Origin of the sequence: Nonomuraea sp. B1E8, from assembly GCF_039871515.1 — a bacterium.
Taxonomy (GTDB): Bacteria; Actinomycetota; Actinomycetes; order Streptosporangiales; family Streptosporangiaceae; genus Nonomuraea.
Genome location: NZ_JBDPLS010000003.1, coordinates 396,684 through 415,965 on the forward strand (window position 1 = coordinate 396,684; position 19,282 = coordinate 415,965).

At 70.0% G+C, this 19,282-nt stretch carries 17 protein-coding genes; 7 read left to right on the forward strand and 10 right to left on the reverse strand.

Features of this window, described 5'->3' with window-relative positions; translation table 11 throughout:
• The first annotated feature begins 87 nt into the window (after positions 1–87).
• Together ABGA98_RS13725 and ABGA98_RS13730 are read left to right on the forward strand one after the other, a co-directional pair.
• Positions 88–933, forward strand: a complete 846-nt coding sequence (locus ABGA98_RS13725) for an ABC transporter ATP-binding protein (protein ID WP_347618623.1) — start codon at positions 88–90, stop codon at positions 931–933.
• Positions 930–1,781: an ABC transporter permease gene (locus ABGA98_RS13730; protein ID WP_347618624.1), complete on the forward strand. Its 852-nt coding sequence runs from the start codon at positions 930–932 to the stop codon at positions 1,779–1,781. The genes ABGA98_RS13725 and ABGA98_RS13730 overlap by 4 nt, the downstream gene beginning before the upstream one ends.
• 323 nt (positions 1,782–2,104) lie before the next feature.
• Here ABGA98_RS13730 and ABGA98_RS13735 read toward each other — a convergent pair whose 3' ends face one another.
• From ABGA98_RS13735 to ABGA98_RS13745, 3 genes are all read right to left on the reverse strand, one after another.
• A complete protein-coding gene (locus ABGA98_RS13735) occupies positions 2,105–2,836 on the reverse strand; it encodes a 4'-phosphopantetheinyl transferase superfamily protein (protein WP_347618625.1) in 732 nt (243 codons plus the stop codon).
• Between the two features lie 132 nt (positions 2,837–2,968).
• The gene (locus tag ABGA98_RS13740; RefSeq protein WP_347618626.1) at positions 2,969–3,631 is read right to left on the reverse strand and encodes a response regulator transcription factor; all 663 of its coding nucleotides are present in this window, start codon (positions 3,629–3,631) and stop codon (positions 2,969–2,971) included.
• Positions 3,618–4,568 (reverse strand): sensor histidine kinase, encoded by a 951-nt coding sequence (locus ABGA98_RS13745; protein ID WP_347618627.1) that lies wholly within the window; start codon positions 4,566–4,568, stop codon positions 3,618–3,620. Before ABGA98_RS13745 ends, ABGA98_RS13740 begins: the two co-directional genes overlap by 14 nt.
• A gap of 812 nt (positions 4,569–5,380) precedes the next feature.
• Here ABGA98_RS13745 and ABGA98_RS13750 point away from each other — a divergent pair.
• Both ABGA98_RS13750 and ABGA98_RS13755 read left to right on the forward strand, forming a co-directional pair.
• Complete coding sequence (locus tag ABGA98_RS13750) at positions 5,381–8,122, forward strand: AAA family ATPase (protein ID WP_347618628.1); 2,742 nt, start codon at positions 5,381–5,383, stop codon at positions 8,120–8,122.
• 219 nt (positions 8,123–8,341) lie between these two features.
• On the forward strand, positions 8,342–9,274 hold the full coding sequence (locus tag ABGA98_RS13755; RefSeq protein ID WP_347618629.1) for an aldo/keto reductase: 933 nt from the start codon (positions 8,342–8,344) through the stop codon (positions 9,272–9,274).
• Between the two features lie 10 nt (positions 9,275–9,284).
• Here ABGA98_RS13755 and ABGA98_RS13760 read toward each other — a convergent pair whose 3' ends face one another.
• Positions 9,285–10,169, reverse strand: a complete 885-nt coding sequence (locus tag ABGA98_RS13760) for a UbiA family prenyltransferase (protein WP_347618630.1) — start codon at positions 10,167–10,169, stop codon at positions 9,285–9,287.
• 210 nt (positions 10,170–10,379) lie between these two features.
• On the opposite strand from ABGA98_RS13760, the gene leuA reads away from it, so the two are divergent.
• On the forward strand, positions 10,380–12,050 hold the full coding sequence (gene leuA, locus ABGA98_RS13765; RefSeq protein WP_347618631.1) for a 2-isopropylmalate synthase: 1,671 nt from the start codon (positions 10,380–10,382) through the stop codon (positions 12,048–12,050).
• A 335-nt stretch (positions 12,051–12,385) separates the two neighbouring features.
• Here the strand turns inward: leuA and ABGA98_RS13770 are convergent, their stop codons facing one another.
• From ABGA98_RS13770 to ABGA98_RS13780, 3 genes are read right to left on the reverse strand one after another with little or no spacing between them, the layout of a single operon-like run.
• Positions 12,386–13,195, reverse strand: a complete 810-nt coding sequence (locus tag ABGA98_RS13770) for a metallophosphoesterase (RefSeq protein WP_347618632.1) — start codon at positions 13,193–13,195, stop codon at positions 12,386–12,388.
• A gap of 2 nt (positions 13,196–13,197) precedes the next feature.
• Positions 13,198–13,407 (reverse strand): DUF5988 family protein, encoded by a 210-nt coding sequence (locus ABGA98_RS13775; RefSeq protein ID WP_347618633.1) that lies wholly within the window; start codon positions 13,405–13,407, stop codon positions 13,198–13,200.
• 13 nt (positions 13,408–13,420) lie between these two features.
• A complete protein-coding gene (locus ABGA98_RS13780) occupies positions 13,421–14,833 on the reverse strand; it encodes a carboxyl transferase domain-containing protein (protein WP_347618634.1) in 1,413 nt (470 codons plus the stop codon).
• A gap of 328 nt (positions 14,834–15,161) precedes the next feature.
• Here ABGA98_RS13780 and ABGA98_RS13785 point away from each other — a divergent pair, with 328 nt between their 5' ends.
• A complete protein-coding gene (locus ABGA98_RS13785) occupies positions 15,162–16,370 on the forward strand; it encodes an NADP-dependent malic enzyme (RefSeq protein ID WP_347618635.1) in 1,209 nt (402 codons plus the stop codon).
• 117 nt (positions 16,371–16,487) lie between these two features.
• Here ABGA98_RS13785 and ABGA98_RS13790 read toward each other — a convergent pair whose 3' ends face one another.
• Together ABGA98_RS13790 and ABGA98_RS13795 are read right to left on the reverse strand one after the other, a co-directional pair.
• Positions 16,488–16,916 (reverse strand): nucleoside deaminase, encoded by a 429-nt coding sequence (locus ABGA98_RS13790; protein WP_347618636.1) that lies wholly within the window; start codon positions 16,914–16,916, stop codon positions 16,488–16,490.
• A 21-nt stretch (positions 16,917–16,937) separates the two neighbouring features.
• Positions 16,938–17,801: a DUF4429 domain-containing protein gene (locus ABGA98_RS13795; protein WP_347618637.1), complete on the reverse strand. Its 864-nt coding sequence runs from the start codon at positions 17,799–17,801 to the stop codon at positions 16,938–16,940.
• Positions 17,802–17,851: 50 nt separating this feature from the next.
• Here ABGA98_RS13795 and ABGA98_RS13800 point away from each other — a divergent pair, with 50 nt between their 5' ends.
• Positions 17,852–18,436, forward strand: coding sequence for an HD domain-containing protein (locus ABGA98_RS13800; RefSeq protein ID WP_347618638.1), 585 nt, complete (start codon positions 17,852–17,854; stop codon positions 18,434–18,436).
• Between the two features lie 36 nt (positions 18,437–18,472).
• Here ABGA98_RS13800 and ABGA98_RS13805 read toward each other — a convergent pair whose 3' ends face one another.
• A complete protein-coding gene (locus ABGA98_RS13805; protein WP_347618639.1) occupies positions 18,473–19,183 on the reverse strand; it encodes an FCD domain-containing protein in 711 nt (236 codons plus the stop codon).
• Positions 19,184–19,282 lie beyond the last annotated feature (99 nt).

Sequence of the window (19,282 nt, forward strand, 5' to 3'; positions counted from 1 at the left end):
CGGGTCCGACCTGCGGATTGGCTTCCCGACCAGGTGAAACGCTAAATAGGGGTGTCGTACGCGCCGCTGATCCCCAACTCTGAATGCATGAGCGATACAGCGGTGCGCGTGCGTGAGCTGCGCAAGCGATACGGCGACGTGGTCGCCATCGACGGCGTTGACCTGGATATCGCCCGTGGCGAGGTGTTCGCGCTCCTCGGCCCCAACGGCGCAGGCAAGACGACCACTGTGGAGATCCTGGAAGGCCATCGCCGGCGAGACGCCGGCGAGGTCAGCGTGCTCGGCGAGGACCCCGGCGTGGCCGGCCGGGCGTGGCGCTCCCGTCTCGGGATGGTGCTGCAGTCGGCCACCGACGCCGCGGAGATGACCGTGCGCGAGATGGTCCATCACTACGCCCACTACTACCCGAGGCCCCGTGACCCCGAGCACGTGATCGAACTCGTCGGGCTCGCCGGCAAGGCGGACGCTCGCACGCGCAACCTCTCCGGAGGCCAGCGGCGCAGGGTCGACGTGGCGCTGGGCGTGCTCGGCAACCCCGAGCTGCTCTTCCTCGACGAGCCGACCACCGGTTTCGACCCCGAGGCCCGCCGCCAGTTCTGGAGCCTGATCTCCCGGCTGGCCGACGAGGGCACCACCATCCTGCTGACCACGCACTACCTGGACGAGGTCGAAGCGCTGGCCAACCGGGTCGGCGTGATCGTGCAGGGCAAGGTCGTGGCACTGGGCGAGCCGGCCACGCTGGCCGGACGCTCGCAGGCCATGGCGACCGTCAGCTGGACCACCGCCGACGGCGACCACAGCGTGAAGACGGCGACGCCGACGCAGGTCGTCGCCGAGCTCAGCGGCCAGTTCGACGGCGAGATCCCCGAGCTGACCGTGACACGTCCGTCTCTCGAAGACGTCTACCTCGGCCTAATCGGAGATCACTCGTGACCACCACGTTGTCAAGACCACCGAAACGGATGGCCGCCGCGACGGCGGCGCCCCTGCCCAGCGCCGGCCGGCTGGCTCTCAAGCGCGGTGCGCTGGAGCTCAAGAGCTTCTTCCGCACCAAGGGGCAGTTCATCGTCATCTTCTCGCTCCCGGCGATCATGCTGATGCTGCTCGGCGCGATGCAGTCAGGCAAGCCGGACTTCAACGGCGTCACCGGCGCCCAGATCCTCACGGCCGGCATGATCGGCGCCGGGATCATGGGCACGACCTTCCAGAACCTCGGGATCAACGTCGCGCTGGAGCGCCACGACGGCACGCTGAAGCGGCTCTACGGCATGCCCATGCCGCGGATCGCCTATTTCGGGGGCAAGGTCATCCAGGTCCTCGTGTGCATGGTCGCCGAGGTCGCCCTCCTGGTCGTGGTCGGGGTGCTGATGTTCGACGTGCAGGTGCCCGGCACGCTCGACCGGTGGCTGACCCTCGCCTGGGTCCTCCTCCTCGGCGGCGTGGCCTGCACCCTCCTCGGCATCGCGGTCGGCAGCCTGCCGAAGTCGGCGCGCGGCGCGAACGCCATCATCACGCTGCCCTTCCTCATCGTGCAGTTCATCTCCGGCGTCTACATGCCCTTCTCCGACGTGCCCGCCTTCCTCCAGTTCATCGCGTCCCTGTTCCCGCTCAAGTGGATGACCCAGGGCATGCGTTCGGTGTTCCTGCCCGAGCACGCGGCGGCGCTCGAACCGGCCGGCTCGTGGCAGCTCCCGCTGATCGCCCTCGTGCTCGCCGCGTGGTGCGTCGGCGCGTTGCTGCTGTGCATGAAGACGTTCCGCTGGACCGCCAAGGACAGCTGACCGTAGTGGCAGGGCAGGATTGCGCGGATTTGCTGACGAGGGGAGGGGAGCACGGCGCGGACGATTCCCGGTGACGGTGGCGGGTCCTTGAGGACGCCACCGTCATCCTCATGTCCGGCCGCATGAACCGGTGGTGCTCGTACGCGGTGCGGTGTCCTGGACGGGATACGGCGCCGCCTTCCACTGTGCGGACGTGGCCACCGGTCCTTCACGGCCGGCGTGGACACCCCGAGACGGGCGCCGGAAAGGGCGTCGGGAACGGCCTGCCGGGCCGCCGGGCCTCCAGGCCGGGCCAGGCCCTGACGGCGGCCGCGTACGGCGCGTCAGGCCCTGACCGGCTGCGGCACGGGTCGCCTGAGCACCGGGCGGTGCCGGCGCGAGGCCGTGCTGGCGGCCATGACGATGGCGGTGAGGAGCAGCCCGTCACGGGCCATGTACTTGCCGGTGAAACCCGTCAGCTGCTGCCCGCCCACGTGAGGGCCGGTGACCAGGAGCCGGGCGGAGAAGGCGCCCAGGACGGGGTTGAAGGTCAGGATCGCGTCCTCGAAGTCCAGCCACCGCTTGGCCAGCGGGAACCAGGCCTTGTAGACCGACTCCTTGGCGGAGAACAGCAGGCGGTCCCAGCAGACCTCCGGGCGGTCGACGGCGAGCGCGCGCAGGGCTTTGCGCTCCTCGGCCAGGGAGACGGCCTCCAGGACGCCGTTCGACAGCGGCTCGTTGGGTTCGGCGTCGATGCCGATCGTGATGGTGTCGCCGCCGGGGCTGACGACGGCTCCGCGGTAACCCGCGCAGTGCGTGATGCTGCCCACGAAGCCCTTGGGCCACTGGGGTTCGCCACGCAGGCCGGGCAGGAGAGGCTGCGGCGGCAGGCCGAGCAGGCCCATGGCCTGCCTGGCGCACATGCGCGCCGTGACGAACTCCTTGCGCCGGGTCTCCACCGATCGGCTGATCACCTCTTCTTCAGCGGGAAAGAGCATCGCGTCGTGGTCGTCGAACGTGTCCACGGCCACCACCCACGGGGGGAGGATGCTCCCGATCAAGGCATTGGTGTTCACCCTTCCAAGCTAGATACGGCCTTGCCGCGAGAGAACGTTTGACCAGGTCTTCTCGGGCCGTCCGGAGCCGGTTGCGGGGTGAACCCGCCCTCAGAAGGGGGTACGACCAACGCGAAATGTCCGTATTTATGGTCAATTGTCGGACCGTGCCCGCGACGGCGTGATCAGCGAGGCGTCGATCGCGCGGTTCACGGCGTCGATGCGCGACGCGGCCCCCAGCTTGACGAAGATGTTCCGCAGGTGGCGCTTGACCGTGGCCTCGGTGGTGTTGATGCGGGCGGCGATCTGCCGGTTGCTGAGCGCCTGCGCCGCCAGTTCGAGGACCTCGCGCTCCTTGCTCGTCAGCACCTCGGCGGGCGCGCTCTCCATCTGCGCCAGGCTCTCGCGGGAGACGGCCAGGACGATGCGGTCCGGCTCGTCGTGCACGCTCCGGATCGCCGACACGAGCTCGTGCCAGTGGACGCTTTTGAGCAGGTATCCGCGGATGCCGGCGGCGAGGAGCCTGCGCAGCAGCTGCGGGCCGTCGTACATGCTGAGGATGATGATCTGCGTGTTCGGGACCTCACTGCGCAGCCGCGTCACGGTGTCGGTGGCCGAGTCGCCGGGGATCTCCACGTCCAGCAGGAGAATGTCCGGCTTCTTGTCGGCGACCAGGCGGAGGGCGTCGTCGGAGGTGCCCGCCTCGCCCACCACGGCCAGTCCCTCCTGGGCTTCCAGGATCTCCCTGAGCCCTTCGCGGAACAGGGCGTGGTCGTCCACGATGGCGATCGTGGTGGGCGGGTCACTCCTGATCATCGAGGCGCCTCTGGATGGGCACGGCGAGATCGACCCTGGCGCCCCTGCCGGGCTTGCTGGCGATCGTCACCGTGCCGCCGAGTAACTGGGTGCGCTCCCTGATGGACGACAACCCGAGGCTGCCCTTCGGCGGCTGGCCGTCCGGATCGAAACCGCAGCCGTTGTCGATCACGCACGCGACCAGTTCGTGCGGCGCGACGTCGATCCTGATGAGGATGGCCGACGGCTCCCCGTGGGTGAGCGCGTTGCGCGCCGCCTCACGCAGGATCAGCAGGCACTCCTCGCTGACGGTCGCGGGCGCCCAGGTCTGGTCGCCGTTGACGATCAGATCGATCTGTACGTCGTCCGTCCCGATGATGTCCAGGTAGCTGAGCAGCCCCTTCTCCAAGGTGCTGCCCCCTGGGGGATGGAGGTCGGAGGTGACCTGGCGCAGGCTGTACATGGTCTCCTGGATGGCCTGCTGGGCCATCTCCAGCTTGGCCAGTGCCTTCGCCGGCTCCCCCGGGCGGTACATGTTCGACAGCTCCAGCTGGCGCTGGGCCACGCTGAGGCTGTGGCCGATGCGGTCGTGCAGCTCCCTGGCGATCCGCCGGCGCTCGGCCATCTGCGCCTCGGTCACCTTGTTGAGCAGGATGCCGGTGTAACTGTTCGCGGCCTCCCTGATGCGCAGGGAGATGCTCTGTTCCAGTGCCGTCACGACGAGCCTGAGCATGTGAGCGGCATGGGTGTCGTCCTGGAGCCGCTGGCTCAGCGTGGCGAACGCCGCGCGGAAGAACACCGAGGCCGCCATCAGCGACTCTCTCGGATGGACGCCCGCCGACGCCCTCGCCACGCCTATGTCCCAGGCCAGGAAACGGGACGTCTCGTCGTCGTCCTGTAGGCGCCCCGCACGCAGTGCCCCCGCCATCTCCGTCAGGATCTGGCCTGCGTTCGTCATGACCTGGGCTTTCGTCACCTGATCATTGATCAACACGCTACCGATGGCCGCAAGTCCCTGCTCGTACTTGCTCAGTATGTCCGCTCGGCACTCCTCGATAAGGCTCGCCGGCCCCGTAGCGTCTTGCTCACCCGTATGCGCAATTTCTCCCACCGTGTCCCCTTGGAGAGTGCACGAATGCTTACATCTTGGGTCAACACTGGTGAGTAGGCAACTGTATGCCGATGACGGGCATACGCGGAGTGTCCTCCGAGCAGCCTCTGCCGGCCCTGTGACCTGCTGAAACGGGGCGCGACATGGAAATGTCAATATTGCGTGAACGGCGCGCCGCAGGCCCAGGTTGGCGCGCCAGCTCGCCGGAGTGGCGCGACGGGACGGCGGTCTACATGAGCGTGACTCGTATTAGCGCGATTCACGTTGATGATTCATAACGATACTCGTCGGTAAGGTTTGGGCCCCTTCACCCCCTCCCGCGTGCGCCGGCCGCGGGGCCCGCGGGGCCCTGGGATCCGCCGGGGGCGCGCCGCCCGGCGCGGGCCCGCGATGACTCGGACCTGGACGTGGTCCGAAAGTTGAAGACCGGCTGGTCCATACGGATCGACCCGCGTTATTAAGGATAAGCCGTATTGTGAGCCCCCAGAGCCGCACCTAACGTGATGAACGTCAACCCAGAAACGGGTGCGGAAGGGGTTGAGGTCATGCGGCAAGTACGACAGTCCAAGACGTCGAAGCCGAGAAAAGAGCAGAAAAGCTCGTTGGACCTCAGAACTCCTTCCGGTCGTGAATTGCCTTTCTAAAAGGAGTGTCCAATCATGGGGCTGTTCGAGAGAGATGCGGCCATGACCTCCATGCACGGCCTCCTCGCCGAGGCCGTTGGCGGCAAGGGCAGGGTCGTGATGGTGACGGGGGTCGTCGCGACCGGCAAGAGTGAGCTTCTGCATGCCTTCGCCGAACAGGCACTCGAACGGGGTGCTCTGCCGCTGGTGGCGTCCGCCACCCAGGCGGAGAGCGATATTCCGCTGGGCGTGCTCGGCCAGCTCTTCCAGAACGCGCCGCTGCGCGAGGACGTGCGCGCGGTCGCGGCCGACCTGCTGCGGGAGGGCGCGCAGATGGCCTCGCCCGCCAAGGGGGACCGCGTCGAGCAGGTGGACGTGCAGATCGTGCACTCGCTCTGCGCGGTCCTGCTCTCGCTGGCCGAGCGCCATCCGCTGGCGATCGTCGTCGACGACGTCCACCTCGCCGACAGGGCCTCGCTGCTCTGCCTGTCCTACCTCGTCCGCAGGTCCAGGTACGCGCCGCTCGTGGCGGTCTTCAGCCAGGCCGAATACCGCCAGCACATGCACGGCTTCTTCGCCACCGAGATGCTCCGCCAGCCCCACTGCACCGCCGTCAGGCTGGCGCCGCTGTCGTACGGCGCCGCGCTCAGCATGACGGCCGAGCGCCTGGGCGAGGCGGCGGCCAAGGAGGTGACGCCGGAGTGGCACGCGCTCAGCGGCGGCAACCCGCTCCTGCTCCGCGGGCTGATCGAGGACCACGAGACCGGCGGGAGCGCTCCCGCCGAGCGCTACGGCGAGGCCGTGCTGTCGTGCCTGCACCGGGCCGACCCCGGGCTCATGCAGGTCGCCGGCTGGCTCGCGGTGCTGGACGACCCGGCGCTGCTCGAGCGCCTGCTCGGCTCCGGCACCGCGACGATGGCGCACGCCATGCACTGGCTGGAGACCGCGGGCCTGCTGGAGTCGGGCCACTACCGGGCCGAGATCGCGAGGAGGACCGTGCTGGCCGAGCTGAGCGACGAGGTGCGCCGCGGCGTGCACCGGCGGGCCGCCGAGCTGCTGCACGAGGAGGGCGCCGACGACATCGTGATCGCCGAGCACCTGCTCGGCGCCGACGCGACCGACCTGCCGTGGGCCGTGCCCGTGCTGGAGGCGGCGGCGCTGAGCCGGCTGGACGGCGGGTCCGTCACCTCGGCCGTCGACTACCTGAAGCTCGCCTGGCGCGGCTGCACCGACGAGCGGCACCGCACCACCATCGCCACGGTCCTGATGCGCGCCGAGTGGCGCATCAACCCCAGCACGCCGGCCGAGCACATCGCTGAACTGACCGACGCCCTGCACAACGGGACCCTCCGCGGCAGCGACGCGGTCGTGCTGGCCAGGGCGCTGCTGTGGCACGGCAAGGTCGACGACGCCTGCCAGGTGCTCGAACACCTGAAGGAGAGCGGCGACACCGAGCCGCAGACCGTGGCCGAGCTCATCGGCACTCGGCTGTGGTTGCGCTGCTCCGCGCCGCCGCTGCTGGCGCACGTCAACAGGTCGACCAGCGAGCAGGCCAGGGAGGCCGTGCTGCCCGTACGCGTGAGCCGGCGGCTGGAGTCGATCAACGCGCTGATCTCGGTGCTCACCCGCGGGCCGCGCGAGCGCGTCCTCGGCACCGTCGAGCGCATCCTGCACAGCTCCCGCCTGGACGAGATGTCCATGGACACGGTCGAGAGCTCCCTGCTCGCGCTCACGTACGGCGGCTGGCCGGACAAGGCCGTGCCCTGGTGCGACGCCTTCATCGAGGAGGCGCAGTCCCGCAGCGCCCCCGCCCGGCGCGCCCGGCTGACCGCGATCCGCGCCGAGATCGCCATGCGCCGCGGCGACCTCGAGACCGCGGCGTCGTGCGCCCGGCAGGCCCTGGAGATCATTCCGCCCGCCAGCTGGGGTGTCACCGTGGGCGGCCCGCTGGCCAACCTGATGCTCGCCAGCACGGCCATGGGGCAGTACGACCAGGCGCTCGCCCAGGTCAACACGCCCGTGCCGGAGGCCATGCTGCAGACCCGCTTCGGACTGCACTACCTGCACGCCCGCGGCCGCTACCACCTCGCGGTCGACCACCCGGCGGCGGCGCTGCGCGACTTCCGGTTCTGCGGCGAGCTCATGTCCGAGTGGGAGATGGACACGCCGGGATTCATCGCCTGGCGTACCGACGCGGCTGAGGCGCTCATCCGGATGGGCGAACAGGCGGAGGCCCGCGCCCTGATCGAGGAGCAGCTCTCCCGGTGCGGCCCGATGGCCTCCCGTACGCACGGGATCGCGCTGCGCCTGCTGGCCGCCACGAGCGAGCTCCGGCACCGGCCCATGCTGCTGCGGCAGTCCACGGACCGCCTGCAGGCCTGCGGTGACCGCTACGAGCTGGCCCGGTCGTTGTTCGACCTCACCGAGGCCTTCCACAGCGTCGGGGAGTTCCGCCGGGCGGGGATCATCGCCAGCCGTACGCGCATCCTCGCCCAGGAGTGCGGCGCCCAGCCGCTGAGCCACGCGCTGGACGGCGACGGTGCCGCCGCCGAGGGGCAGGGCTCCGAGATCAGCAAGGTGGTGGCCATCCTCAGCGACGCGGAGCGACGCGTCGCCGGCCTGGCCGCGGTCGGCTACACCAACCGGGAGATCGCCGCCAAGCTGTTCATCACGGTGAGCACGGTCGAGCAGCACCTGACCCGCATCTACCGCAAGCTCGGGATCACTCAGCGCTCCGATCTCCCTCCCAATCTGGAGCTCAGCCCCACCCTGCGCTGACCTCTTGAGCCCCTCGATCTGCCCACCGTGCGGACCCCGCGCGGTGGGCAGCGACATTAACAATGTGTATAACGAAGAGTTGCATACAGTGTCAAGAGCGGATAAAGCGCAATGATGTTTCTCATATTCGCCCGGTGTTCCCGGGGGTTAGGGGTTGTGGCGCGAACTTGGCCCACAGATCGTATGTACCAACGGTGAGGGTCGATGGGAGGGAGCGTTGTGGACAGCAGAAGGCTGGGTGACACGGGGCCGATCACCTCGTGTCTGGGCTTCGGATGTCTGGCCCTCTCCGGCGTGTACGGCGAAGCGGACCGCTCGGAGTCGCTGGCGTTGCTCCACAACGTGCTCGACACAGGTGTGACCCTGATCGACATGTCCGACGACCACGCCCACGGTGAGATCGAACGGCTCGTCGGCGAGGCCGTCAGGCCCTGGCGCGACGACGTTCTGCTCTCGACGCGCACCCTCCGGCGCCGCTCGGGCAACGTGCCGCTGCGGCAGGCCTGCGAAGCCTCGCTGGAACGGCTGGGCGTCGACCACGTCGACCTCTACATCGTCGGCGGGGAGCCGGGCGCCGTGCCCGTCGAGGAGACCGCGGGCCGGCTCGGCGAGCTGGTGGCGGCGGGCAAGGTGCGCTACGCGGGCCTGACAGGGGTGACGGGGGACGAGCTGCGCCGGGCGCACGCGGTCCACCCGATCACCGCCCTGGCCATGGAGTACTCCCTGTGGCACCGTGACGCCGAGCTCGACCAGCTGCCGGTGGCGCGCGAGCTCGGCATCGGGCTGATCGCCGGCCGGCCGCTGGGCCGCGGCTTCCTGGCCGGGCGCGGCGGCTCCGCCCGCGAGCTCGACCCGGGAGACGCCCGCCGCACCGACCCCCGGTTCGACCCGGCCAACCTGCCGGGCAACATCGCCAGGCTCAGGAAACTGGAGGCCGAGGCGGCGACCATGGACGTCAGCACCGGCCGGCTGGCGCTGGCCTGGCTGCTGGCCAGAGGGCCCGACGTGGTGCCCGTCCCCAGCACCCGCGACCCGGTCCACCTGGAGATGAACGCGGGTTCCGTCAGGCTGCTGCTGACCGACGCGACGTGCCGCCGGCTGGAGGCGGCCTTCCCGCACGGCGCGGCCGCCGGAGCGCCTCTCCCCGGTTGACCGGCCCCGCTCAGAGGGCTCGGACGAGGGTCAGGATCACCAGGCCGTGCAGGGCGTACTGGGTGGCCATGAAGGCGCCGTACGGCTCGCGGCGCCGCCCCTGGACGCACAGGACCGTGATGGCGATCGCGCCGGCGACCATGGCGAGAGCGCTGGGCCACAGCGGCAGCTCCAGCAGCAGCACCGCCGCCGTGAACGCGAGCGCCAGGCCGATGGCGACGGCGCAGATCGCCCGCCGCAGGGCGTCCTCGCCGTGCGTGACCGCGAAGGTCGTCCGGCCGGCCTGTGCGTCGCCCTCGATGTCGGGCAGGTCCTTGGTCGTCGACCCCACCAGCGCGGTCCAGAGCGACGCCGCCGGCACGAAGACGATCAGCATCAGGGATACCCGGAACTCGCTGGCGTAGGAGAGCGCGCCCGCGACGTAGGTGAGCACGGTGGCGACGCCTCCGGTCAGGACCGTGCCGCCTGAGCTGCGCTTGAGCGGGAACGGTGGGCCCGAGTACAGGTAGCCGAGCACCAGCACGACCGTGAGCAGCAGGCCCATCCGCGGGTCGAGCGCGAAGCCGCTGAGCAGGCTGACCAGCGCCGCGCCCACCGCCACCGCGGTGGCGAAGGAGGGCGGCAGGTCGCCTCTGCAGATGGGCCTGCGCGAGCCGTTGAGGCGGTCCTCGGAAACGTCCATCACGCCGTTGAAGAGATAGACGGAGAAAATCATCAGCACCCATGTCAGGGCGCCCCAGGCCGTTCTGCCGAGATGCCCGTCGGCGCCGGCGACCTGCGCGCACAATGCGGTGCCGGTCAGAAAGCGCAGTAAGAAGATTATCTGCACAGATGGGCGAGACTCTGCCAGACACAGACCGCCGCGCCGCAGCGCCACGGTTTCGATGGTCGCCATGATCGGATTGTGCGCGACCGCCGGGAGGCGGAGAAGGGGGGTGCGCCTAAAGATACCGGGGTGCGCACTCTCGATACCCGGGCGGATATCTATGGGTAAGGACCGGCGCTCTCATGGTCCTCGCCCTGTTCGGCGGCGCCCGGCCGATTGTACGTTGTGTTCGGAGATCTCCTACAGGCAGACCATGACCAAGGCGAAGGAGATTAAACCATGGTCCCGACCCGCCCCGTAGAGCGCTATTCGGACTTTACTCCGTTGGCCCTGGCAGATCGTACGTGGCCGGACAAGAAGATCGTTTCAGCGCCGCGCTGGCTGTCGACGGACCTGCGCGACGGCAACCAGTCACTGGCCAATCCCATGTCGCCGGGCAGGAAACTCCAGATGTTCGAACTGCTCGTCGACATCGGCTACAAGGAGATCGAGGTCGGATTCCCGGTGGCCAGCCAGGACGACCACGACTTCGTACGGCTGCTCATCGAGGAGAACCGCATTCCCGACGACGTGTGGATCTCGGTTCTCGTGCCGGCGCGGGACGAACTGATCGAGCGTTCGGTGAGCGCGCTTTCCGGCGCGCCGCGCGCCACGTTCCACCTCTACAACGCGACCGCGCCGCTGTTCCGGCGCGTGGTGTTCGACATGGACCGCGCGCAGTGCAAGGACCTGGCCGTGCAGGGCACCCGGATGATGATGAAGTACGCCGAGCGCGATCTGGCCGGCTGCGACCTGCGCTACCAGTACTCGCCGGAGCTGTTCAACGAGACCGAGCCCGACTTCGCCCTGGAGGTCTGCGAAGCGGTCATGGACGTGTGGGAGGCCGGTCCGGGGCGCCCCATCATCCTGAACTTCCCCACCACCGTGGAGCGTTCCCTGCCGTCGGTGTTCGCGGACCAGGTGGAGTGGCTGGACCGCAACCTGTCGCGCAGGGAGCACGTGTGCCTGTCCATCCATCCGCACAACGACCGCGGCACGGGGGTTGCCGCGGCCGAGCTGGCGATGCTGGCCGGCGCCGAGCGGATCGAGGGCTGCCTGTTCGGCAACGGTGAGCGGGCCGGCAACGTGTGCCTGGTGACGCTGGGCATGAACATGTTCACGCACGGCGTGGACCCCGAGATCGACTTCTCCGACATCGACCGCATCCGCGGCACGGTCGAGCACTGCAACGAGATCCCCGTGCACCCCAGGCACCCGTACGGGGGCGAGCTGGTCTACACCGCCTTCTCCGGCTCGCACCAGGACGCGATCAAGAAGGGGTTCGACGACCTGGAGCGCCGGGCGGCCGGGTCCGGCGTCGGCGCCGGCGAGATGCCGTGGACCATGCCGTACCTGCCGGTGGACCCCAAGGACGTCGGGCGCACGTACGAGGCGATCGTGCGGATCAACAGCCAGTCGGGCAAGGGCGGCATCGCGTACATCATGAGCGCCTGGCACGGGATGGAGCTCCCTCGCGAGCTGCAGCGGGAGTTCGCCCGGCTCGTGCAGGAGCGGGCCGACCTGCGGGGCAGCGAGCTCTCGCCCGACCAGGTGTGGGAGCTGTTCCAGGAGGAGTACTTCTCCCGCGACGAGCGGTCCGGCGCGCTGGGCGCGGGCGGCGACCGGATCACCGCGACGCTGCACATGGACGGCCAGCGCGAGCAGGCCGTGCGGGCCATCGGCGCCACGCTGGCGCCTCTGGGCGTGGACGTGCGGGCGGTGCACCGGTCCGGCGGCGCCGAGCGGGTCGCCAGCATGGAGACGACGGTGTACGCCGAATGCAAGGTGGACGGCGAGACGGTCTGGGGGGTCGGCGTCGCCACTAACGTGGTGGACGCGACCCTGACGGCGGTCGGCTCGGCCGCCAGGAGGAGCGGGCGGACGGAGGTCAGGCTCGCGAATGCCAGCTGACGCCCGGCGCGCGACACAAGCCCGGCAGCGGCCGCCATCAGGCGGCCGCTGCGGCGTTTCCACGGCGGGCCCCGACGCATAACGATCCCGGACGCCGAGGCGGCGCGCGCGGCGGCCGACGGCCCCCGGGCACGACGAAAGCCACCGCTCATTTTCTCGATGAGCGGTGGCTTTCGTTCTCGGAAGGCCTCGCAAAAGGGGTACGACGTCTAGCTCAATGCCTCACCTCGCCGGCGGGATAAACACCTTCAAAACTGTGTTACCTGTATTCAAGCGCCGCCCGCACGCTTTTCCCACCCCTAGCTCACCCTTAAGGGCGGACACGAATTCCCCGGTCAGCTTATTCGCCGCAGACGGCCCGGTTCGGTGGGCCGGGGTCGCCATTCGCGGGGATATCCCAGCGAGACCTCCTCGAACCGCACGCCGTTGTGCCAGGTGGTGCGGGGAATGTGCAGGTGCCCGTAGACGACCGTGCGCGCGTTGAACCGCACGTGCCAGTCGGCGGTGCGCTCGGTGCCGCACCACAGGGCGAAGTCGGGATAGCGCAGGACGTCGGTGGGCCGGCGTACCAGGGGATAGTGGTTGATCAGCACCGTCGGCAGGTCCGCGGGCAGTTCGCCCAGCCGCCGCTCGGTCAGCTCGACCCGGGCCGCGCACCAGGCCTGCCGGGACGGGTACGGGTCGGGATGCAGCAACATCTCGTCCGTGCACACCACGCCGCGCTCGTAGGCCTGGGCCAGCGCCTCGGCCCGGGAGCGCACGCCGGGGACCCGGAAGGAGTAGTCGTACAACACGAACAGCGGCGCCACGACGAGCGAGCCCTCCCAGACCGGGTAGGGATCTTCGGGCGTGACGATGCCCAGCTCGCCGCAGAGCCGCACCAGATGGTCGTAACGTTCGGCGCCGCGCAACCGCACGGGGTCGCTCGGATGGGTCCACAGCTCGTGGTTGCCCGGGACCCACACGACCTTGGCGAAGCGCCCGCTGAGCAGGCGCAGCGCCCATTCGATGTCGGCCATGAGCTCGGCGACGTCGCCCGCGATCAGCAACCAGTCGGTGGCGGACCGGGGCCGCAGTGCCTCCACGATCTCCCGGTTGTCCGCATAGCCCACGTGGAGATCGCTGATGGCGAGCAACGCCGACATTCCTACTCCGCGATGGCCGTCCGCATGATCCAGGTAAAGACGGGAAGCTCCTGCCCGTCCACGCGCGTTCGCTCACCTCTGTGGAGGAAGTGCTCGTACCCACTGCCGAAAGGCAGTTTGATCTTCTCGCAGCCCGGCGCGACGGTCAAGAACCGCCGTTCGACCGGCAGGTGGTTCGGTCCCCCGATGAGCATGACTTTGACGAACGACATGGGTCACCTCGTTTCATAGCGGGATGTTGGAGTGGCAACCGCGGGACTGCGGCGCCCGTTCGAGTGCTTCCGCCAGCCGGAGCCGGGTCTCGGAGGGGGAGATGACCTCGTCCACCACGCCGAGTGCCATGGCCCGCTCGACCCCGCCGGCCGTGCGCTGGTGCTCCTCCACCAGGCGTGCGTGCAGGTCCGGCCGCTCGGGCTCGGGCACCGCGGCCAGCTTCTTGCGGTGCAGGATGCCGACCGCCGCCTCGGCCCCCATCACCGCCACCTCCGCGTCGGGCCAGGCGTACACCGCGGTCGCCCCCAGCGACCTGGAGTTCATGGCGATGTAGGCGCCGCCGTACGACTTGCGGGTGATCAGCGTCACCCGGGGGACGACCGACTCGGCGAAGGCGTGCAGCAGCTTCGCGCCCCGCCTGACCACGCCGCCCCACTCCTGCTGGACGCCGGGCAGGTAGCCGGGAACGTCGACCACGACCACCAGCGGGACGCCGAGCGAGTCGCACATCCGCACGAAACGCGAGGCCTTCTCCGCCGAGAGCGAGTCGAGGCAGCCGCCCTTGCGCAGCGGGTTGTTGGCGATCACGCCGACGGCCCGGCCGCCGAGCCGCCCGAGCCCGACCACCATGTTGGGGGCCCAGCGCGGCTGCAGCTCCAGGAAGTCGGGGTCCAGCACGGCGCGGACCAGCGGCCGGACGTCGTAGGCGCGCCGCGGCATGTCGGGGAGCAGCGCGCGCAGGTCGCGCGGCTCGCGCAGCGCGGCGAAGTCGTAGCCGCCCGGCCGGGTGAAGAACCCCGTCAGGAGGCGGGCGCGGTCGTACGCGGCCTCCTCCGAGTCGACCGTGACGTGCGCGACGCCCGACTTGGGGCCGTGCGCGTCCGGGCCGCCGAGCCCTGCCATGTCGATGTTCTCGCCGGTGACCGTGCGGACGACGTCGGGGCCGGTGATGAAGACCCGGCCGGCGTCCGACATGATGATCACATCGGTCAGCGCGGGCCCGTACGCGGCCGCGCCCGCGGCCGGTCCGAGCACGACCGAGATCTGCGGGATCAGGCCCGAGGCAGCCGTCATGGCGGCGAACATGCGCCCCACACCGTCCATCGACTCCACGCCGTCGGCCAGCCGGGCGCCGCCGGAATGCCACAGCCCGATCACCGGGCAGCGCCGGCGGACGGCCAGCTGGATGGCCTCGACGATACGGTTCGCGCCCGCCCAGCCCAGCGCGCCGCCCATGATTGTCGCGTCGGTGCAGTAGGCGATCACGGGCGAGCCGTCGACCAGCCCGTGCACGGCCTGCACGCCGCTGCCGTCGTCGCCGTCTATCGGCACCACCGAGTCGGGATCCAGGAGCCGCGAGAAGCGCACCGATGGAGTCCTCGGATCGAGTAATGCCTCCGTGGGAAAAGCGGTCAGGACCGTCATCGTTGTCCTTTCGCCGGAATCTGTCCTTCGAAATGTCCCGGGCTACCCCTAGCGCGGACAACCCCTATCGCCTCGTACCTCTAGCAGGGGAGCCTTCGGACGTAGGGGGTTCGTGGGGTGACCGGTAAATGCACGCCGTGTGACACTCGGCTTGTGTTGTTCGCCGAATTCCAGCGTGCCGGCCGGTGTACGGCAGGCGCAGAAAGGTGCGGAAATCATGAAACGCACACAGCTCAAGAAAACCCGGCAGACCTCACGTGATCCCAGGTTCGAGGCGCCGGACACGCGCACCCCGTCCGGCCGGCTGCTGCGGTTCTAGGAGCACGACATGACTACCGAAATCACCGCACCGGCCATCGGCCTCGCCGCGCTCCTCGACCAGGACCCGGCCTTCCGCCTGCACGAGGGCGGCAAGCTGGAGACGCGCCCGTCCGTCCAGGTGCGTGACCTGGACGATCTGTCCCTCGCCTACACGCCGGGGGTGGCCCGCGTCTGCACCGCCATCGCCGAGCGGCCCGAGCTGGCCGACGACTACACCTGGCGCTCCAACGTCGTGGCGGTCGTCACCGACGGCACCGCCGTGCTCGGGCTCGGCGACATCGGGCCCACCGCGGCCATGCCGGTCATGGAGGGCAAGGCGCTGCTGTTCAAGCAGTTCGGCGGCGTGGACTCGGTGCCCATCTGCCTGGACTGCACGGACGTCGACGAGCTCGTGGAGACGATCGTCCGGATGGCCCCGTCGTTCGGCGGCATCAACCTCGAGGACATCAGCGCGCCGCGCTGCTTCGAGGTGGAGCGCCGGCTCAGGGAGGTGCTGGACATCCCCGTCTTCCACGACGACCAGCACGGCACCGCCATCGTGGTGCTGGCCGCGCTGCGCAACGCGGCACGGGTGACCGGCCGGCGGTTGTGGGATCTCCGCGCCGTCGTGGCGGGGGCGGGCGCCTCCGGCCTCTCCGTCGCGAGCATGCTGTTGAACGCCGGCATCGGCGAGGTCGCCGTGTCGGACAGCAAGGGTGTCCTCCACACCGGCCGCGACGACCTCAACCCCCACAAGGCCATCATCGCGGGCTGCACCAACCAGTCCGGCCACACCGGCACGACCGAGGAGGCTCTGGCCGGGGCCGACGTCTTCATCGGCCTGTCGGGCTCGACGATCAGCGAGCAGGCCATCGCCTCCATGGCGCCCGGCTCCATCGTCTTCGCGCTGTCCAACCCCGAGCCGGAGATCCACCCCGGGATCGCCCAGGAGCACGCCGCCGTCGTGGCCACCGGGCGCAGCGACTTCCCCAACCAGATCAACAACGTGCTGGCCTTCCCCGGCGTCTTCAGGGGCGCCCTGTCGGCCCGCGCCTCGGCCATCACCGAGAACATGAAGATCGCCGCCGCTCACGCCCTGGCCGCCGTGGTCGAGGAGGAACTGTCGGCCGGCCGGATCATCCCGGAACCGTTCGACCCCCGGGTCGTGCCCGCCGTCGCCGCCGCGGTCGCCGACCAGGCCCGCCGCGACGGCGTGGCCCGCCTCCCCGGCCTCTAATGGGAGCTACTGAGGATGCTCTTGGGGCAGACTCGGTGCCTGATAGCCGACTGGTGAGTGAGCACTCCCGGCCTCCGGACCTCGAGTCCTAGGGTCAGACCGTGCCCTCACCGGTGGTCAGCGGTAGTAGCCCTCGACCGGTACGCGGGCCTCGGCGTAGAGGGCGGGCCCCTCGCCGGGCGGGTCGGTGAAGGCGGTGCCGGGCGGCTTGAGCCCGTCGAGCTGCTCGCCGGACAGCGCGTAGACGACCCGGCCCAGGCCCGAGCGCGCGATGGCGCCCGCGCACATGCCGCACGGCTGACAGCTCGTGTACATGGTCGTGGCGGCCGCGGTGGCCGGGTCGAGCTCGCGGGCGGCCCAGCGGGCCAGCTTGAGCTCCGGGTGGGCGGTGATGTCGCGGTCGGTGAGCGAGGAGTTGCGCTCCTCGGCCAGCACGGTCCCGTCGGGCCCGGCCAGCAGCGAGCCGAACGGCGGATCGCCGCCGGCGCGGGCCTCGGCGGCCAGCGCGATGGCGCGGCGCAGGAGTTCTTCTTCGTCGGGTGTCATGGTCTCTCCTCGGACCTTCGCCTACGACTCCTGCAGGCGGCGGATCACGGCCTGCTTGGCCGTGGTGAACTCCTCGTCGGTCAGCACGCCGGCGCGGTGCAGCTCGCCGAGCTCGGCCAGGCGGCGCAGCACGGCGTCGTGCACGTCGCCGGAAGCGGGCGCCGGCGGAGGCGGCAGCTCGGGCACGTCGCGCGGCAGGTGGGCGAGCACGGCGGCGGCCACCAGGGCGGTCGCGCCGCCGTAGCGCTGGATGCCCCAGGACACGCAGCGCGGGTCCTTCTGCGGCGGCTGGTGCGCCGGCCGCTCGCCCTTGAGCCGGAAGCGCAGCGTGCCGTAGCCCATGCCGGACTGGGGTTTCCACTCCACCCCGGCGATGTCGGACAGCGGGAACTCCTGCGGCCCCGCCTTCTCCTTGTCGGTGCTCGCGAAGCCGGTCCACTCCAGGCGCACCCGCTCGCCGTCGAACAGCGCGGTGCCGTCGCCGGCGGTGGCGGAGATGGGCACCGGCGGGGCCGGCAGCAGGTAGTCGTCGCAGGGGCCGCTCGGCGTCTGGTAGACGAGCAGGGTGTCGCGGATCTCGTCGGCGAAGTATTCGCCGGCGCCCGCGCGGTTCTTCGGCACCGCCAGGCGGTAGGGGTCGGCGGGCGGTCCCAGCAGGCCGGCGACGACGTCGGACAGCGCGTCGGCCCCCTTGCGCAGGCGCAGGCGTACGTGCCCACCCTTGCGCCCCGGCTCGTACGTCACGCCCGCGATCGCCGTCATCGGGACCACGACCTCGCCCAGTGTCCTGCGTAGCTCGTGGACGTCCTTGTCGCTGCCGGGCACGATGCGCAGGACTTCTCCGTTGAACGTCCACGACCCGTCGGGGACGGCGATCTCGGCCATAGTGTTCAGCCTAGGACACCTCGGGGCACGGCCATATCGAGAGGAACGGGATGGAGACCTTCACGAGCTGGACGTCCTGGAGGGAGGCGGAAGGGCCTCTCGGTGAGGCGCTACCGCCGGAGACCGTGGGCGCCCTGCGCGACGCGGTGGCGTTCGCGCGGAGGTGGCACGGGGCGCAGCAGCGGCCCACCGGGCGACCGTACCTCGACCATCTGCTGGAGGCGCTGGAGGTGGCGGTGGCGGGCGCCGGGGTGGACGACAAGGACGTGCTGGTGGCGATCGTGCTGCATGACGTGCTGGAGGACACGTCGTGCACCGAGGCGGAGATCGCGGGCAGGTTCGGGCCCCGCGTGGCCGCGCTCGTGCGCTGGGTGACCAAACCGCGCGGGGGAGGGAAGGCCGACTACCTGGCTTCTCTCGTCAAGGCCCCGCCGCAGGCCGTGCTGGTGAAGCTGGCCGACCGGGCGAGCAACGTGCAGGAGCTGCAGCGGATGCCGTGGCGCTTCCAGCGGAGCTACTACCTGGAGACGGTCGCCTACGTCATGCCGCTGGCCGGGTCTCATCCCTGGTTCGCCAGGTGGTACGCGGACTGGCGCGAACGCTGGCGCCGCGTGGAGCGCTGGCCCGCGCACTGAGCCCGCCGCGCCCGCCGCCGGTCCCGCACCGTACGGCTAGCCGCTGATCCTGCCCACGCGGTTGCGCACGCCCTTGAAGTGGGCGTGTACGGCGGCCACCGCGGCGGCCCGGTCGCCCGCGAGCACGGCGGTGTAGATGTCGCGGTGCCGTGTGACCACGTCGTCGGGCGACTCGTCCGGCACCCCGAGCTGGTCGCGCAGCTGGTAATAGACGTCCCAGAACGCGCCGAGCAGCTGGCTGACGAGCGGGTTGCCGAGCGGCCGGTAGAGGAGGTCGTGGAAGAGGCGGTCGGTCTCCGGCGAGACGGGCCCGACCTCCGCCTCGGCCTCCATCCTGACGATGACGTCGGCCACCGGGGTCAGGTCGGCGGCGGGGTCGAGCTCGATGAGGCGTTCGACGAGGCCGCTCTCCAGGATCTCGCGGATCTCGATGAGGTTCGCCAGGTGGTTCTTGCCGTTCTGCAGCGTGATGCGGCTGTGGAAGGTCAGCTCGTTGACGAGGCCCGCGAGCGACATCCGTCCCACGAACATGCCGAAGCCGTGCCGGATGTCCACGATGCCGACCGCCTGCAGGGCTTTCAGCGCCTCTCTGATCGAGTTGCGGCTGACCTGCAGTTCCTCCATGAGCTCCGACTCGGTGGGCAGGGGGTCGCCCGCCACCAGCCCGCGCCTCACGATGAGGTCCTTCACGCCCTCCTGGGCCTCCACGGCCCTGCTCGGACGTACCGGGCGCGGGACTGTCGTCATGAAGAGTCACCTTCTCATAGCCACTTACGTAACATTACGGAAATCTTTGGTTGACCTCAGGCCGGATTGCCATCTAGCGTCCCACTTACGCAAAAGATA

Coding starts and splice junctions, on each gene's coding strand:
- ABGA98_RS13775 (WP_347618633.1), bottom strand. CDS start 13,407: ATGTCGTTCGTCAAAGTCATGCTCATCGGGGGACCGAACCACCTGCCG.
- ABGA98_RS13770 (WP_347618632.1), bottom strand. CDS start 13,195: ATGTCGGCGTTGCTCGCCATCAGCGATCTCCACGTGGGCTATGCGGAC.
- ABGA98_RS13795 (WP_347618637.1), bottom strand. CDS start 17,801: ATGGCCGAGATCGCCGTCCCCGACGGGTCGTGGACGTTCAACGGAGAA.
- ABGA98_RS13805 (WP_347618639.1), bottom strand. CDS start 19,183: ATGACGACAGTCCCGCGCCCGGTACGTCCGAGCAGGGCCGTGGAGGCC.
- ABGA98_RS13800 (WP_347618638.1), top strand. CDS start 17,852: ATGGAGACCTTCACGAGCTGGACGTCCTGGAGGGAGGCGGAAGGGCCT.
- ABGA98_RS13745 (WP_347618627.1), bottom strand. CDS start 4,568: ATGACGAACGCAGGCCAGATCCTGACGGAGATGGCGGGGGCACTGCGT.
- ABGA98_RS13725 (WP_347618623.1), top strand. CDS start 88: ATGAGCGATACAGCGGTGCGCGTGCGTGAGCTGCGCAAGCGATACGGC.
- ABGA98_RS13780 (WP_347618634.1), bottom strand. CDS start 14,833: ATGACGGTCCTGACCGCTTTTCCCACGGAGGCATTACTCGATCCGAGG.
- ABGA98_RS13740 (WP_347618626.1), bottom strand. CDS start 3,631: ATGATCAGGAGTGACCCGCCCACCACGATCGCCATCGTGGACGACCAC.
- ABGA98_RS13750 (WP_347618628.1), top strand. CDS start 5,381: ATGGGGCTGTTCGAGAGAGATGCGGCCATGACCTCCATGCACGGCCTC.
- ABGA98_RS13785 (WP_347618635.1), top strand. CDS start 15,162: ATGACTACCGAAATCACCGCACCGGCCATCGGCCTCGCCGCGCTCCTC.
- leuA (WP_347618631.1), top strand. CDS start 10,380: ATGGTCCCGACCCGCCCCGTAGAGCGCTATTCGGACTTTACTCCGTTG.
- ABGA98_RS13790 (WP_347618636.1), bottom strand. CDS start 16,916: ATGACACCCGACGAAGAAGAACTCCTGCGCCGCGCCATCGCGCTGGCC.
- ABGA98_RS13760 (WP_347618630.1), bottom strand. CDS start 10,169: ATGGCGACCATCGAAACCGTGGCGCTGCGGCGCGGCGGTCTGTGTCTG.